We start from the raw sequence: 16870 nt of genomic DNA on the forward strand, positions 1-16870 counted from the left end.
ACAAAGTCAAAATAGCACATTAAAATAAGGAGGGGTTATTTCTTGTGAAAGAAAAATAACTCTTGTAGGATAAAGGCAAGATAATAGAGATAGAAAAGAGGAATAAATGTGACAATTCCAGTTGAAAATGATTGGGCACCCATTTTAAAAGAAGCTAGTGAGACAACTAGTTACCAACAATTGAGAGAATTTTTAAAAAAAGAATACGAAACAGAAACTATTTACCCAGAAAAAGAAAATATTTGGCAAGCATTTGAGTGGACGCCTTACAGCAAAGTCAAAGCGGTTATTTTAGGGCAGGATCCTTACATTAGAGAAAAACAAGCGCATGGACTAAGTTTTTCTGTAAAACCAGGGGTAAAAGTACCGCCTTCATTAAAAAATATCTACAAAGAGTTAGAATCCGACTTAGGATATCCGCCGGTCGATCATGGGTATTTAAAATCGTGGGCAGAGGAAGGAGTATTGTTGCTGAATACTGTATTGACTGTTAGAGAAGGTCTGTCCCATTCCCACAAAGGAAAAGGCTGGGAAGCATTGACCGATTTTGTGATCCAAAAGTTGAATGAACGAGAGGAACCGATCGTGTTCATTTTATGGGGGAATCCTTCTATCAAGAAAAGAGTGTTGATTGATGAGACGAAACACATTGTTTTAACCTCGCCGCATCCAAGTCCTTTGTCAGCCAGGAGAGGTTTTTTTGGGACTAAGCCATTTTCTAAAACGAACGAAGCTCTGATCCAAAGCGGACAAGAGCCGATCAATTGGAAATTGCCTGTTGCAGTAAAAGAAACAACAACTTGAAACTGTAATAGTTTTGTCCTATAAATAAAAGTTATTTGTGTAATAAGTATAAAAGATAGTTGAAACGACTGTATTTTTTCGTGATATAGTAGTATCATAGAAACTGTAGTATAAAACGATGTTGGAGGGAATTAGATTGGAACTATTTGAAAGTTTAAAATCCAAAGTTTTAGGAAAAAATGTACGCGTGGTTTTTCCAGAAGGAACTGAACCTCGTATTTTAGGAGCAGTTGTGCGTTTACAAGCAGAAAACTTAGTACACCCGGTACTTTTGGGAAACATTGATGAAATCAAACAATCGGCTAAAAATCATGGGTTTAGCGTTGAGAATATTGAAATTATCGAACCAAGCAGCTATGGCGAAATGGAAGAAATGATAGCAGCTTTTGTAGAACGCCGTAAAGGGAAAGTAACAGAAGAACAAGCTCGCGAAATCTTGAAAGACGAAAACTACTTCGGAACAATGCTGACTCACATGGGCAAAGTAGACGCTCTTGTAAGTGGAGCTGTTCATTCAACTGGAGACACTGTTCGTCCTGCATTGCAAATCATCAAAACTAAACCAGGCGTTAGCCGTACAAGTGGTGCGTTCATCATGATGCGTGGCCGCGGACAAGAAAAATACTTGTTCTCTGACTGTGCAATCAACGTGAACCCTTCTGCACAAGAATTAGCAGAGATCGCTGTTGAAAGCGCTAAAACGGCAGAAATGTTCGATATTGAGCCTAAAGTAGCGTTGTTGAGCTTCTCAACTAAAGGTTCTGCTAAAGCTGAAGAAGTTACAAAAGTAGCTGAAGCTGCAAGAATCGCTAAAGAATTGGCTCCACAATACGAAATCGATGGAGAGATGCAATTTGATGCAGCTTTTGTTAAATCTGTAGCAGATCAAAAAGCACCAGGTTCAAACGTTGCTGGAGAAGCTTCAGTATTCGTATTCCCAGAATTGCAATCAGGAAACATTGGTTACAAGATTGCTCAACGTTTTGGTAACTTTGAAGCTATTGGACCAATCTTACAAGGATTAAACAAACCAATCTCTGACCTTTCTCGTGGATGTAACGAGGAAGATGTTTACAAAACAGCGATCATCACAGCTAACCAAGCACTATAATCTACTGGTGTTCACTCAAAAATGGACAGACTAAAAAGGCGCTCTTAGGAGCGTCTTTTTTTATGAGCTGGTTTTGAAGTCGATTAAGTTTGTTTTTCGAAAGTAAAAGACTTCTTTTCCAATCAGTGTTAAAATAATCCATAACTACTTGTCTAAAGAAAGGTGAGTTTGATGCTGACATTTTATGCAAAAGACGAACAAGAAACTAAAAAAATCGCCGCAAGCTTGGCAAAACTGTTGAACGCCGGGGATGTCGTATTGCTGGAAGGAAATCTAGGTGCTGGAAAAACAACCTTTACTAAAGGATTAGCTGAGGGGCTTGGTATTAAAAGAGTCATCAAAAGTCCCACGTATACTTTGATTCGCGAATATGACGAGGGAAGAGTGCCTCTTTACCATATGGATGTTTATCGTTTGGAAGAAACTGGTGGTACAGATCTAGGTTTAGAAGAATATTTTGAAGGAGAAGGTGTCTCTGTGATTGAATGGGCCACGTTTATCCCAGAAGATATTCCAGAGCAGCATTTAGAAGTCCAATTAAAACCAGTAGGGGAAGAGATGATGGAACGTAAAATCACTTTTATCCCAAAAGGTGAACGCTATGAAGCAATGATTGAAGAGTGGAAACAACAAGAAGGAGAATAGGTCTATGGGAGAAAAAGTAGATGTTGTCATCAGAGAGGCTGTCCCAAAAGACGCTGAAGGCATCTTAGCTCATTTAAGCAGTACAGCTCTTGAAACTGGGTATATGACGATGGGAGAAGAAGGTCCAGGCATCACAGTAGAAGAAGAACAAGAGCAATTGGCGAAATTGTATGAGTCCGATAATAATGTCTTGATGGTAGCCATGATCGACGAGAAAATCGTTGGTACAGCTTCTATCCACGGTTCCTCAAGCCCTAAGCTGAAGCACATCGGTGAAGTCGGTATCGTTATTGCAAAAGAGTATTGGGGTTTCGGTTTGGGAACAACGATGATGGAAGAGTTGCTTTATTGGGCCAATGAACAATCCAAGCTCAAACGATTAGAATTGACAGTACAAGCCAGAAATAAAACAGCGCGCCATTTGTATGAAAAACTAGGGTTCCAATTAGAAGCCATCATGCCACGCGGAGTGAGAGACAATGGAGAATATTTAGACGTTTGTTTGATGAGTATGATGATTGGTGAGATAGACTAAATTAGTCGTACATAAGGCTAATTTCGAGTAAAAGAAAAAAGCAAAGATTTCCTGCAGGCCAATATACATCAGTAAGCTATAAACATTAGGCAATGCAGATACAAATGATAAGAGGGATAAAATGAAAAATATTAAAATGACGATCGAGTACGATGGCGGCAGATACTTAGGTTGGCAGAGGCTTAGTGACTCAGATAAAACTATTCAAGGAAAGATAGAGAATATCTTAACAAATATGACAGGAACCAAAGTTGAGATCATCGGATCAGGACGTACAGATTCAGGAACTCATGCTAAAAAACAGATCGCCAATTTCAAAACGGCTTCGAATATGGACTTTTCAGCAATGCTGGATTATCTCAACCGTTATCTTCCGCAGGATATTGTGGTAAAGAAATTAGAAGAAGTACCGGAAAGATTCCATGCACGATACAACGCTGTTGGAAAGACATACAGTTATCGAATCTGGAATAATGCGATCCCGTCTGCATTTGAGCGGAATTACAGCTTTCAGTATCCAGAAAAATTGGATATCGATAAGATGAATAAGGCGTGTGAAAAACTTGTCGGAACACATGATTTTATTGGTTTTTCTTCGCTTAAAAAGTCGAAAAAATCAACTGTCAGAACGATTGATGAAATAAAGATCCAAAGAGAAGGCAGCATCATCCACTTTACTTTTACGGGAAATGGTTTTCTTCATAAAATGGTCAGAATCATCATGGGAACTCTTTTGGATATTGGAGCCGGAGTGATGGAACCGGAATACATCGACACGATTTTTAAAAGCGGCATCAGAAGCAATGCAGGAATGACAGTACCTTCTCAAGGGCTGTTTTTAGATGAAGTTTATTACGAGCAATGATGCTGGTCTTACTGGTCATCGGACAACCAAAATACTGAATGCATGTCCTTACTCTCTCTTTAATAGAGGGAGTTTTTTTGTACAAAAAAATGACAAAAATTTTATAAAAAAAAAGATTGTTTCTCGCCCTTTCACCGTATATAATTTGATTTGCCGCAAAGATGAAGGGAACTACATAACCAAAAACTTGATCCTATAGAGTAGACAGACTAGATGGTTCGAATTGGACTTGCGAGTAGAAAATAGGTTGACGAAAGTCACAAAAAAGGAGAATTAAAATTGTTAAACGTAACCTATATTATGCCAAAAACTGGTATTCGCAAAGCTGCTCTTTCAGATTTACCAGACATAGTAAGAATTTATAATGACGCTGTTTCGTTAGGCGGAATTACTTGCGACATTGATCTATTCACGACAGAAGAAAGAGTTCCTTGGTTTGAATCACATCAATCCAACGAATATCCATTGTTTGTCTATGAAGTGGATGGAGATATTGCAGGATACAGCCATTTAAGTGCTTATCGAGCTGGAAGAAGAGCTGTAGAAAAAGTAACAGAGATCAGTTACTACGTAAATAAACAGTACCGCAAACAAGGAATCGGATCACTTCTGGTCAGTCATACGATCAATCAAGCTATAGAGATAGGATACGATCAAATTATTGCTATGATTGTTGAAGGAAATCACGGAAGCGAAAATATGCTTCTGAAACATGGTTTTTCTCAATGGGGACGTATGCCCAAAGTAGCTGTATTCAATGGAAATAGACATGATCATATCTATTATGGATTAGATCTTACTCAATAGAGAAAAACTTTTACGTTTTGTTTTAACGTAAAAGTTTTTTTTATTGACTACTACCTAAACTTTGTTATACTTATTATATAACAAACAGAAGGGTGATGAATAATGATTATCGAAATCAATCCCCATGATGAAACACCGATCTACACGCAATTGATGTATCAGATCAAAAAAAATATTATTCTGGATCGACAAGCAGTAGAGGATGGATTGCCGAGTGTTCGAAGTCTGGCAAGCGACTTGGGAATCAATATGCACACTGTAAACAAAGCATACAACCTGTTAGTAGATGAAGGCATGCTGATCAAAAGCAAAAGAGGATATTTTATTCAAGATAAAGCTTCTTTGAAGCCGCATGATAACGTGAAACAAGCGATGTTAGAAAAGTTGGCACAAGTACAAATCGATGCGGAAATTTATGGTGTGTCTGAACAACTGATTGAAGAATGGTTGACGGATATCAAAAAGCAATTGAAAGAAGAGGTGAAATAACATGTGGCTATTTTATAGTATAATGATAGGTATTTTTCTGATTTTAGGTTTTGTCAATGGATTGACTCCTTACTATAGTAGAAGGGGAACACCATTTGGGATAACCGTTCCAAGTTCTCACCAACAAGATTCGTTTATTCAAATGCGAAAGAAAAGATTTTTCATCCATAATGTTCTGCTGAGCATTCTTTTATCTATACCTATTGTGTTCTTTTCCAATTTTGAAGATCAAACTGCACAAGACATGTGGATCAGTATCTATGTAATAGGTGCTATGTTGGTGTTTTTTGTACTAACTTTTATATTGTATCTGCAAAATAGAAAAGCTATCCAACTGTGGAAAAAAGAAGAGCAGATTATTGTAGAAACTAAAAAAGAACGCATTGTGGTGGATACCAACTATCATAGAGACCTTAACGCCGTTTCTACTCGAACCATAGTCATTGTCCAATTGGTAATCGTCTTGATATCGGTTGCTGTAATAGGATTCTTCTATGATCGGATTCCAAATCAATTTCCGATTCATTGGAATAGTCAAAATATTCCGGATCGGTCAGTAGAAAAGTCGCCATTATCAGTTATGATGATGCCTGCAATGCAATTGTTGATGATACCAGTTTTAGCTTTCAGCCATTATGCTTTTATCAAATCAAAACAAAAATTACTAGTAAATTATCCTCAAATCACGAGCTATCAAAGCAAAAAGTTTCGTCGAGCTTGGTCCATCAATTTTTTAGTAACATCAATAGCTACCCAACTGTTATTGACATCGACGAATTTCTTTTCTCTGTTTTTCGCGGAAGATATGGCTTTTGGATGGATGGGACTGTTGATTGGCATATTCATCTTAGGTATTGTGGGTTATAGCTCATTCTTAACATGGAAATATGGGCAAGGCGGAGAAAAGCTGGTCTTTTCGGAAATAGACGAACCTATAGAAGAAGTGACAGAAATGGATGAAGAAAAGTATTGGAAATTAGGCGTCTTTTATTATAATCCAGAAGATCCGTCCATTTTTGTAGAAAAAAGATTCGGTATCGGCAGTACAATCAACTTGGCAAGATGGCAAGCTTGGGTCAGTATTGCAGGATTAGTACTTTTTTGTATTTTTATTGGAGTTATTCCATTGATTATGGAATGAAATTTACACAGGGTTTTACCTGAGAGTATTCATTGCAACCTTGCAGTGAATGCTTTTTTTTGTTTATTTGAGTTCGATAGGTTTAGTAAAAATTTACTTTTTAGGAGTCTTGTTTTTTGTATTTCAGGATTAAAAGAAGTTATAATAAGTCTGTAACAATGAAACCGATTTCTAATAACTGGAGGATGATACTATGACTTTAAAAAGTACAATAGAATTAGCTAACGGAGTAGCCATGCCGACATTTGGTTTAGGCGTTTGGCAAATGAAAGATGGAGAAGAAGTTTCTAATGCAGTTAAATGGGCAATAGAAGCAGGCTATATCAGTATTGATACAGCTGCAGAATATGGCAATGAAGCTGGAGTTGGAAAAGGTATCAAAGAATCTGGTATCAACAGAGAAGACCTTTTTGTAACGACCAAGGTCAGAAGTGAAATGCAAGGATATGAAAGTACTTTGCAAGCGTATGAAGACAGTTTAGAACGTTTAGGACTCGATTATGTTGATTTGTACTTGGTGCATTGGCCAGTTGAAGGAAAAACAAAAGATACATGGCGTGCATTAGAAAAATTATATAAAGATAAAAAAGTAAGAGCTATTGGGGTATGTAATTTCCACGTCCATCATTTTGAGGAATTGTTGAAAGATGCCGAAATCGTTCCAATGGTTAACCAAATTGAGCTTCACCCCCTATTATCTCAAGAACCGATTCGCGAATACTGCAAAGAGCACGATATTGTAGTAGAAGCTTATTCCCCACTAGGAAGCGGAAAAATCTTAAACCACCCAGTGATTCAAGAAATTGCTGCAAAATACAATAAAACAGTGGCCCAAGTGTTGCTGCGTTGGGACATCCAAATTGGTGTTGTGACGATACCTAAATCAACCCATAAAGAAAGAATTTATGAAAATGCTGATATTTATGATTTTGAATTGACACAAGAAGATATGGATAACATCAATGCGTTGAACAAAAATGAACGTGTTGGAGGAGATCCAGAAAACTTGCCAATCTAAAAAGATTGGTTTTCTTTGGGCAAATTTTAGTTTTTGAAGGATCGAGTTGGACAGGTGAATAATCATTTTATAGGAGGATAAGAATATGAAAAAAGTATTGTTGTCTACTTTATTAGTAGGTTCGCTATTTTTAGCAGCTTGTGGAAACGGTTCTGGCGGAGGAAATGCCAATGAAACTGAAGATGGTAAAGTGCAAATCACTTTCTTAAACGGCTTTACGGGCGGTGATGGTGGTTACATGAAGAAAATCACGGATGGGTTCAACGAGTCTCAAGATGAATATGTGGTAGAAGAAGTACAAGATAAAGATCATTACACAAAATTTAAAACAGGAGATTATGATTTAGTGGTGATCCATGCCAACAACCTTGAAACATATAAACAAGATGGCATGATCCAAGATATTAATCCTTTAATGGAACAAGCTGGATTAAGTATCGGTGACTTTCATGAAGCTGCAGAAGATTTAGTGACTTTTGATGATGGTACCTATGGTATTCCATTAGACATCCATCCGTTAACTGCATTTTACAACAAACAATTGTCTCCAGAAGCTCCAGAAAACTATGAAGACTTGGTAGCTTTGACAGAAGAATTGCAAAATCAAGATCCTAACTTGTACGCAGCAGGTGTCCCTAATGCAGGACTAGTAGAATATTATATTATGACAGCTGCTATTCAAAACAATGTTGAGCTGCTTGATGGAAATCATTTGAATTTTGCTCAAGAAGACTTGGCAGATTCATTAATGGTCTTCCATGATATGGTTTGGAAAGATAATATCTCGCCAGCTGGATTAGGATTAGATGGTGAATTCCAAGCCTTTATGAAACAAGTAGAAGAAGGAAATACCGGTGTTCAAACAGCGGTAGCACTTACAGGACCATGGTACTATCAAGCTGTTTCTGAAACGTATGGTGAAGATCTAGGTATCACTTCTATGCCGCAAATTGGAGATGAGCCTGGTGTATACGGAGGATCACACACGATCGCTTTACCATCCTCTGTTACAGATGAAGAGGAAATGGCTGCTATTTCCGCATTCGTTGAATACATGTATCAACCAGAAAACTTAGCTAATTGGGCAGAATCCGGACAGGCTCCGCTGCACACAGCAACGTTGGACCTGATTGCAGAAGACACAGAAAAATATCCTTTGGCTAACGAAAATGCTAAACAATTCGATACAGTAACTGGTGCTCCTCAAGTTTATCAATTTGGAGAACAAATGAGATACATGATTGAAAACGTGTTTAGTATGTTAGTGACGGAAGAAAACTTGACGAGGGAAGACTTGATGGCTGAACTGCAAATCGCCACAGATAACGCGCAGCAAATTGCCGATACAGCTCCTGAACAGTAATTTAAATTAAATCTATGCACTACATTGTTTGGAATTGGGAAATCACTTTCAGATTTGCACATTTAGGAATATTGGATTCGTAAACGTGCTCAAAAAGGCAGCTTCGACGTACATTCACGAATCACGCTCGGGTGGTCGATGACCATTCGAGCATGATTCGTGGATGAACATGAGGCTAAGCGCCTTTTTTCCCACTCTCAAATAGAAAAGGAGGATTCAAATGAAGATTTCTAAATTATGGTCAACAGTGATGTATTTGCCTTTTTTTATTTGTTTTGTCCTGTTCTGGGCTATACCGGTTTTTTACGGTGTTTATATTAGTCTTCATGACTGGTCGCTCTTTGGAGGAAATGGAGGTTTTGTCGGTTTAGAAAACTATACGACTGTACTGTCTGGAGATAATATGTTCAGTATTTCTTTTTATAGAGGCTTGGAAAATACATTGGTGTTTGTAGGGTTTAGTGTGATTCCCTTAGTATTAGTCAGTTTAGGGTTGGCCTTATTAGTAAATAATATTCCTAAGAAACTAAAAGTTTTTTTCAGAACAACCTTTTTTATTTCCTATGCTGTTTCTGTCACAGCCGTATCAGCTATTTTTAAATGGTTGTTCACAGGAAATGGAGGATATATCAATAATGTTTTGAATACGCTCAATATTGCTCCTTTGAATTGGCTGAATGAACAACCGTATGCTTGGATAACGATTTTGATCGCTACAGTCTGGTGGACGATCGGATATAACATGATCTTATTTATCAATGCTTTAGACGAAGTGGATTATAATTTATATGAAGCAGCAGGACTGGATGGGGCCAACTGGTGGAAGAAATTTCGCTATGTTACCTTCCCCTCTATAAAAGGTGTTTTTATCTTTGTGCTGATGACGACAATTATTGCTTCATTCAACCTATACGGACAAACATTGCTTATTACTGCAGGAGGACCGCAGCAAAGTACACAATCACTTATCATGGTTATCCAACAAGTGGTCTTTTCTCAAAATAATCTAGGCATCGGTACGACTATGGCAGTTATTATGGGAGTTATCATGATGGTGATAACAGGTGCACAATACTTGTATGCCTACAGAAAAGACTAGGAGGGGATAGAAAATGAAATCAAAGAAAAAAGACATTACTGTAACGCTGATCTCTACAGGCGTGGCTCTGATTTTTCTATTGCCGATCGTCTGGATGATCTTCACTTCTTTTAAAGAACTAGGTGAATCATTGTCTACTTCATCATTAATACCGAAAAGTTGGACAATAGAAAACTACACGAGTATTTTTGGAGCTGATGCGGATGCTCCCATCTTAACTTGGTTAATGAACACAGCTATTGTTACTACAGCGGGGACAGCCTTGGTGGTTTTCGTGGATGTATTAGCAGCTTATACATTAGCTCGATTGAATTTGCCGGGGAAAAAAATATTTTTGAGTATTGTTGTGGGTGCTTTGACCATCCCTGGAATTGTCACACTGTTTCCTGCTTTCTTTCTATTTAGAGAAGTTGGATATCTGGATACCTATGCACCGTTGATATTACCTTACTCAGCTGGAACGATGGGCGTTTTCCTGATTTATAACTTCTTGCGGGATTTTCCTCGGGATTTGGAAGAAGCGGCAATCATTGACGGAGCAAGCTTATGGCATATCTTGAGACATGTAATCATGCCTACGATCAAACCAATTGTAGCAACTTTGACAGTCATTACTTTTTTAGCGATTTACAACGATTTCCTATGGCCTTCTCTGGTAACGAGTTCGGATGATATGAAGACAGCTACAGTAGGACTTGCTAACTTGATTCAAGGGTCAAACTTTGTCAATCCTGGTAAAATGATGGCTTCTACAGTGGTCGCCACGGTGCCTGCCTTGATTATCTTTATTTTTGCCAATAAATACTTTGTTCGAAGCGTGACGAATACAGGAATCAAATAATTTACGTAAGAAACGCAATACCTTGAGTTTAGAAAGAAGGGTATTGCGTTTTTTATTGAATAATAACTTCGTTTTTTATGCGAGAAAGGAGCAGACTATGAAATGGAATAAACGGAATAAGATTATTGTTTTCATTGTTCTGAGTATCATTCTGATTGCAGGAATGGTTTTGATTTATACTCAAAGTCGCCCGACTTATCAAAATCCTATCGGAGAAATGACAGATATTGGGGACCCTTATGTGTTAAAAGTCGAGGATCAATATTATATGTATGCCACATCAGAACCGCATGTTGGTTTCAAAGTATGGCAGTCAGATAATCTCGTCAATTGGGAAGAACAGGTAGAGTTAGCCTACGACCACGAGCTACAAGAGGACAAGTGGGCAATAGGAGACTTTTGGGCTCCTGAAGTGATTGAATATGAAAATCAATTTTATATGGTCTATAGTGCTAGAGAATATGTCGGCAGCTTAAAAATCGCCATAGCGGTCAGTGATAGTCCGTTAGGTCCATTTGAAGATGTGGCAGTAGACATTATCCCTGAGGAAGGTTCTTATATCGATGGGCATATCTTTATAGATGAGGGCTCAGGACAACCATACTTATATTATGTAAAAGACAATTTTGAAAACATTATTGATGGAGACCATGTCAGCCAAGTTTATGTTAGAGAAATGAGTGACGATTTGCTGACAGTAGAAGGGGAAGAGACATTATTATTGACCCCAGATCAATCTTGGGAGACACCATATGGGGAATATCAATGGAATGAAGGACCCTATGTATTGGAAGAGGATGATACTTACTATTTGATGTACTCTGCCAATTACTTTGCCAGTCCTTTGTACGCTGTCGGCTATGCCACAGCAGATAATCCGCTGGGACCATTTGAAAAAGCCGAAGAGAATCCTATTCTGTCGGAAGATGTAGATAACGGGATTTCGGGACCTGGGCATAATAGTGTAACAGTAGGGTTGGATAACGAAACGCTATATACCATTTATCACATGCATACGGATCCCACGAAACCTAGTGGCGACCGAAAAGTAGGGATGGATCTGATATATTTTGAAAATGGCAAATTGATTATTGAGGGACCAACTTATACAGAGCAGGAATTGAAGTAAAGTGATGGAATTAGGATATACAATTTTGATTATAGTTACTAGACAAGTTTAGTTTCCTTAGCTTGAACTGGTTTAAAGATGCTGTGTAAGGGGGTTAATGGTTCTACTTGATAAGCCGGCACAAAAAACGAGTTAGGATGATAAGTAGACAGGTCCTACTTGATGAGCCGGCACAAAAAACGAGTCAGGATGATAAGTAGACAGGTTCTACTTGATAAGCCGGCATAAAAAATGGGTCAAGATGATAAGTAGACAGGTTCTACTTGATAAGTGGTCACAAAAAAAGAGTTAGGATATCAAGTAGACAGGTTCTACTCGATAAGTAGGCACAAAAAATGGGCCAGGATGATAAGTAGACAGGTTCTACTTGATAAGCAGGTACAAAAAACAAGGTAGGATGATAACTGAAAAGGTTTTACTCGATAATTAATGAAAAAAAAACAAAGAGAACGCTCATTGGATGCTGATCCAATGAGCGTTCTCTATTTATAGAAAAAATTTTCTTTCTTAGAGAAGTATTAAATCAATACTTTATCTAGGAAGTCCTTTGTACGTTCGTGTTGTGGATGGTTGAATAGTTGATCTGGTGGTCCTTCCTCAACAATGTAACCACCGTCCATGAAAATAACGCGATCTGCAACCTCTTTAGCAAATCCCATCTCATGGGTAACTACTAACATCGTCATTCCCTCACTAGCTAATTTTTGCATAACTTGCAGAACGTCTCCAACCATTTCAGGGTCAAGAGCACTGGTTGGTTCATCAAACAACATAATATCAGGCTGCATCGCTAAAGCACGAGCAATTGCCACACGTTGTTTTTGACCACCGGAAAGAGATTTCGGATAATCGTCTGCTTTTTCAGCTAACCCAACAGTTTCCAACAAACCTAAAGCTCTGTTGCGAATCTCTTCATCTGATTCGTCTTTTAATTCTTTAGGAGCCAGCATGATATTTTCGATAACCGTTAAATGCGGAAACAAGTTAAAGTGTTGGAATACCATTCCTATATTTTCGCGAATCTTATTGATATCTTGAGAAGGGTCAGTCAGGTCACGATCATTGATAATGACTTTTCCGCCGGTAATTTCTTCTAAATTATTTAAGCAACGAAGGAAAGTACTTTTACCAGATCCAGAAGGACCAATGATGCAAATAACTTCTCCTTCTTCTACTTCTGCGTTTAAATCTTTTAAGACTTCTAAATCGCCAAAACTCTTTTTAAGGTGTTCTACTTTTAATTTAGTCATTTGACAATCTCCTTTCCAATACAGATGAAACCCATGTCAGAAGTGTGATGATCAGAATATAGATGATTCCGACAATCAACCACATACTACCTGATGAGTACGTACGAGCAATAATGATTCGTCCTGTTTGTGTTAATTCTACTATACCGATTACCGAAAGAATAGAAGTATCTTTCAGAGTAATAACAAATTGGTTGATCAATGATGGAATCATGATTTTAATAGCTTGCGGTAAAATGATTTTTCTCATTGAAGTATTGTAAGAAAGCCCCAAACTTCTACCGGCTTCTAATTGTCCTTTGGCAACAGCTAAAATACCTCCACGTACTTGTTCAGAGATATAAGCGGCTGTATTCAACGTCAATGTTGACACACCTGCCACAAAAGCTGTCATTTTAATATTAAACAATTGTGGTACTGAGAAGTAAATAAAGAAAGCCAATACGATCAATGGAATACCACGCATGATTGTAATATAAATAGATGAAATGGCATTTAATACTTTATTTGGGCTGGCATTGAATAGACCAAGAATAGTTCCCAATACTAAGGCAATACCAAATGAAATCAATGTTAATAATAGAGTTTGACCTAAACCACGAGCTAAATCTGGCCAGTTACTCGCAATTAAGCCAAATATCCCATTTCCTGTTGATTCTTCTGCATCTTCACTAATGTAAGTGTCAATGATCTCGTCATAAGTTCCATTTTCTTGGATATTTGCCAAACCTTCGTTGAACATTTCTAATAATTCAGGATTTTGGTCTTTGTTTACAGCAAATCCATAAACATCTCCTGCTTCGGGTTCAAGCGGGAATTTCAAAGCTAAGCCTTGTTGAACAGCGTACGCCATAACAGGGTAGTCATCGAATACGGCATCTGAGTGACCAGCGATAACGTCTTCGTACATTGTAGCAGAGTCATCGAATTGGTTGACTTCAATATCATATTCTTTTGTTAACTCATTGACAAAATTTGCACCAGTCGTTCCAACTTTTACAGCTACTGTTTTGCCTTCAAGGTCTTCATAAGTAGCGATTTCGTCATTGTCCTCAGCGATGGCCATTACAGTTCCCGCTTCAAAGTAAGGATCAGAAAAATCAAATGATTCCTCGCGTTCTGGTGTAATACTCATAGCAGCGATCATACCATCAACTTGATTAGTCTCTAAGGCTTGCAAGCCGGCACTAAAGTTTAAAGGTCTTAATTCAATTTCAAAACCTTGATCTTCTGCAATAGCTTTTATGATATCAACGTCAATTCCGACGTATTCGCCGTCAGCATTTTGAAATTCAAATGGAGTGTAAGTAACATCCGTTGTAATGAGGTATGGATTTTCGGGGGTTCCTTTGTTGCTTTCTGTTTCTGTTGCTTCCGCTTGTAAGGGAATAAAAATGGCAGCCATACTGGCTAAGGCCATCATAAAGGTAAATAATTTCCTTTTATATTTGTACATGGTTCTCTCCTCCAATTTTTTTATACCCTTAACATTACTTTATGAATGGCGCCTTTTCAAATATAATGCCTTAAAACATCCAGATTTTCTACAAAGTAAAATATATAGTAAATCAATAAAAGGTTTTCTAATGCTGCAACAAAGGGATACCCAACAAACGAAAAAACCTATATCAGTTCCATTTAGGATTCTGATATAGGGGAATGATGATTAAACATATTTGACGAGCTTTTTCAATGGATCAGTTCCAAAGTGTTCTTCTAAATACAATAAGATATTTGCACAAGCAACGCTATCGGCTAAAGCGTTATGATGATTGTCTAGTCTGATGTCTAAAGCACCGCAGACGGTATTTAATTTGTGATTAGGCAATTCATACAATAATTTTCGGCTGGACTGAACAGTACACAAGGTTTGGTAATTTGGACGTTCGATACCGTAATAATCCAAACAACCGTGAAGTACGCCTCGGTCAAAAGGAAGATTATGAGCCACGATCAACTGGTTTTGAGTGAACAAAGGTTGAATCTCAGGCCATATTTGCGCAAAATTTGGCGCATCAATGACATCCCGTTCGTGTATGCCGTGTATTTGGATGTTTTTTTGATTGAAAAAAGTATCTGGTTTCAAGAGTGTATAGTAATTGTCTACGATCTTACTGTCACGAACGATCGTAAGAGCTACAGAGCAGGCACTATGTTTCTGGAAGTTGGCTGTTTCAAAGTCGATAGCTGTAAAATTCATTTCTTCCCTCCGCTTTCTGACACATTAAAGATAAAGATATTGTAGCACAACTTTTTTAAAGAAAAATCATTATTAAAAGAAAATGATTTTTCTGCTTGAATGTAATCCATTACACAAGATATAGTCTATTTGTGAAAGCGGTATAAACTAAGGAGGATGAATCATGAAACATCAAACATTGAGACCATTTCCAAATGACTTCTTATGGGGAGGATCCACTAGTGCTTACCAAATAGAAGGAGCATGGAATGAAGGCGGAAAAGGACCTTCAGTTCAAGACACAAAAACCATTCCTAGTGACACGTCAGATTTTAAGGTAGCTGCTGACCATTACCATCACTACAAAGAAGATGTAGCGATGTTAGCAGAAATGGGCTTTAAAACGTACCGGTTCTCGATAGCTTGGACACGCATTGTTCCAGATGGCGATGGAGAAGTGAACGAAGAGGGGATCCGATTTTACGATAACTTGATCAATGAATTGTTAAAACATCGTATTGAACCTTTAGTAACAGTTTACCATTTTGATTTACCTGCAGCGCTTGAAGAAAAAGGCGGCTGGAGCAGCAGAGAAACGATTGATGCTTTTGTACGTTATTGTGGAATTTTATTTGACCGCTTTGGGGATCGCGTTAAATTCTGGCAAACGATCAATGAACAAAATATGATGATTTTATCTGCTGGAGCAGTTATCGGCGGCGGAGCAACAACGATGAAAGAAACTTATCAGCAAAACCACCACATGCTATTGGCTCAAGCTCGTGTGATGAAAGAGTGTCATGACAAATTGCCAGATGCTAAAATTGGACCTGCACCAAATATTTCAACGATTTATCCAAAAACCAATGATCCATTGGACATCCAAGCGGCACAAACCTTTAATGCAGTCCGCAACTGGTTGTATTTAGATATGGCTGTTTATGGAAGATACAATAATGTAGCATGGTCTTTCTTAGAAGCAAATAATGCCACTCCAGATATGGAACGAGGCGATGAAGAGACATTGAAGTCTGGATTAGCGGATTTCATTGCTTTTAATTATTACAGTTCCGGTACCGTAGAATATTACCCGCTGGAAGAAGAAACAGATTCTATGGAAGCTGATCAGCAAAAAGGGCAAGGTGTACCAGGTTTTTTCCGACAAGTAGAACATGGAGCACTTGGCAAGACCGAATTTGGCTGGGAAATAGATCCAGAAGGATTGCGTATTACTGCAAATGATATTTACTCTCGTTATGCTTTGCCGTTAGTGATCACCGAAAATGGTTTAGGCGGACGTGATGCATTGACAGAAGATGGGAAAATTCATGATACTTACCGAATCAATTACTTGCGAGATCACATCAAGCAAGTTCAATTGGCCATCACAGATGGAGTAGAGTTGTTTGGTTACTGCCCATGGAGTGCAATTGATTTAATCAGTACTCATGAAGGTTTCCGCAAGCGATATGGATTTGTCTATGTAAACCGTTCTGACTTTGATTTGAAAGATCTATCTCGATTACGCAAAGACAGCTTCTATTGGTATAAAGATGTTATTGCATCAAATGGTGAAAATCTAGGATAAACCAAA

17 protein-coding genes are annotated in these 16870 nt (G+C 38.0%); 14 read left to right on the forward strand and 3 right to left on the reverse strand.

Going from position 1 to position 16870, the window contains the following annotated elements; translation table 11 throughout:
- Positions 1–108 precede the first annotated feature (108 nt).
- The 13 genes from ACE025_RS04105 to ACE025_RS04165 all read left to right on the forward strand — a co-directional run bounded on the left by ACE025_RS04105 (position 109) and on the right by ACE025_RS04165 (position 11847).
- The gene (locus ACE025_RS04105; RefSeq protein WP_485937741.1) at positions 109–804 is read left to right on the forward strand and encodes a uracil-DNA glycosylase; all 696 of its coding nucleotides are present in this window, start codon (positions 109–111) and stop codon (positions 802–804) included.
- Positions 805–940: 136 nt separating this feature from the next.
- Positions 941–1915, forward strand: a complete 975-nt coding sequence (gene pta, locus ACE025_RS04110; RefSeq protein WP_485937743.1) for a phosphate acetyltransferase — start codon at positions 941–943, stop codon at positions 1913–1915.
- Between the two features lie 171 nt (positions 1916–2086).
- Entirely contained in the window at positions 2087–2560 is a 474-nt protein-coding gene (gene tsaE, locus ACE025_RS04115; RefSeq protein ID WP_485937745.1) for a tRNA (adenosine(37)-N6)-threonylcarbamoyltransferase complex ATPase subunit type 1 TsaE, read from the forward strand.
- 4 nt (positions 2561–2564) lie between these two features.
- On the forward strand, positions 2565–3095 hold the full coding sequence (locus ACE025_RS04120) for a GNAT family N-acetyltransferase (protein ID WP_485937747.1): 531 nt from the start codon (positions 2565–2567) through the stop codon (positions 3093–3095).
- 121 nt (positions 3096–3216) lie between these two features.
- Entirely contained in the window at positions 3217–3960 is a 744-nt protein-coding gene (truA, locus tag ACE025_RS04125; RefSeq protein ID WP_485937749.1) for a tRNA pseudouridine(38-40) synthase TruA, read from the forward strand.
- Between the two features lie 279 nt (positions 3961–4239).
- Entirely contained in the window at positions 4240–4767 is a 528-nt protein-coding gene (locus ACE025_RS04130) for a GNAT family N-acetyltransferase (RefSeq protein WP_485937751.1), read from the forward strand.
- Positions 4768–4869: 102 nt separating this feature from the next.
- Positions 4870–5256: a GntR family transcriptional regulator gene (locus ACE025_RS04135; protein WP_485937753.1), complete on the forward strand. Its 387-nt coding sequence runs from the start codon at positions 4870–4872 to the stop codon at positions 5254–5256.
- Positions 5257–5278: 22 nt separating this feature from the next.
- Positions 5279–6397, forward strand: coding sequence for a DUF1648 domain-containing protein (locus tag ACE025_RS04140; protein ID WP_485937755.1), 1119 nt, complete (start codon positions 5279–5281; stop codon positions 6395–6397).
- 193 nt (positions 6398–6590) lie between these two features.
- A complete protein-coding gene (locus tag ACE025_RS04145; RefSeq protein WP_485937757.1) occupies positions 6591–7415 on the forward strand; it encodes an aldo/keto reductase in 825 nt (274 codons plus the stop codon).
- An 85-nt stretch (positions 7416–7500) separates the two neighbouring features.
- Complete coding sequence (locus tag ACE025_RS04150) at positions 7501–8778, forward strand: extracellular solute-binding protein (protein WP_485937759.1); 1278 nt, start codon at positions 7501–7503, stop codon at positions 8776–8778.
- Between the two features lie 220 nt (positions 8779–8998).
- Positions 8999–9877: a carbohydrate ABC transporter permease gene (locus ACE025_RS04155; RefSeq protein WP_485937761.1), complete on the forward strand. Its 879-nt coding sequence runs from the start codon at positions 8999–9001 to the stop codon at positions 9875–9877.
- A gap of 13 nt (positions 9878–9890) precedes the next feature.
- On the forward strand, positions 9891–10718 hold the full coding sequence (locus tag ACE025_RS04160) for a carbohydrate ABC transporter permease (protein ID WP_485937763.1): 828 nt from the start codon (positions 9891–9893) through the stop codon (positions 10716–10718).
- A gap of 97 nt (positions 10719–10815) precedes the next feature.
- A complete protein-coding gene (locus ACE025_RS04165; protein WP_485937765.1) occupies positions 10816–11847 on the forward strand; it encodes a glycoside hydrolase family 43 protein in 1032 nt (343 codons plus the stop codon).
- A 518-nt stretch (positions 11848–12365) separates the two neighbouring features.
- Here ACE025_RS04165 and ACE025_RS04170 read toward each other — a convergent pair.
- From ACE025_RS04170 to ACE025_RS04180, 3 genes are all read right to left on the reverse strand, one after another.
- Entirely contained in the window at positions 12366–13097 is a 732-nt protein-coding gene (locus ACE025_RS04170) for an amino acid ABC transporter ATP-binding protein (protein WP_485937767.1), read from the reverse strand.
- Entirely contained in the window at positions 13090–14553 is a 1464-nt protein-coding gene (locus tag ACE025_RS04175) for an amino acid ABC transporter substrate-binding protein/permease (protein WP_485937769.1), read from the reverse strand. The genes ACE025_RS04170 and ACE025_RS04175 overlap by 8 nt, the downstream gene beginning before the upstream one ends.
- A gap of 210 nt (positions 14554–14763) precedes the next feature.
- Positions 14764–15297: a 3'-5' exonuclease gene (locus ACE025_RS04180; protein ID WP_485937771.1), complete on the reverse strand. Its 534-nt coding sequence runs from the start codon at positions 15295–15297 to the stop codon at positions 14764–14766.
- 163 nt (positions 15298–15460) lie between these two features.
- On the opposite strand from ACE025_RS04180, the gene ACE025_RS04185 reads away from it, so the two are divergent.
- The gene (locus ACE025_RS04185; protein WP_485937773.1) at positions 15461–16864 is read left to right on the forward strand and encodes a glycoside hydrolase family 1 protein; all 1404 of its coding nucleotides are present in this window, start codon (positions 15461–15463) and stop codon (positions 16862–16864) included.
- The last annotated feature ends 6 nt before the right edge of the window (positions 16865–16870 follow it).

It is taken from the genome of Desemzia sp. AGC72 (genome assembly GCF_057334175.1).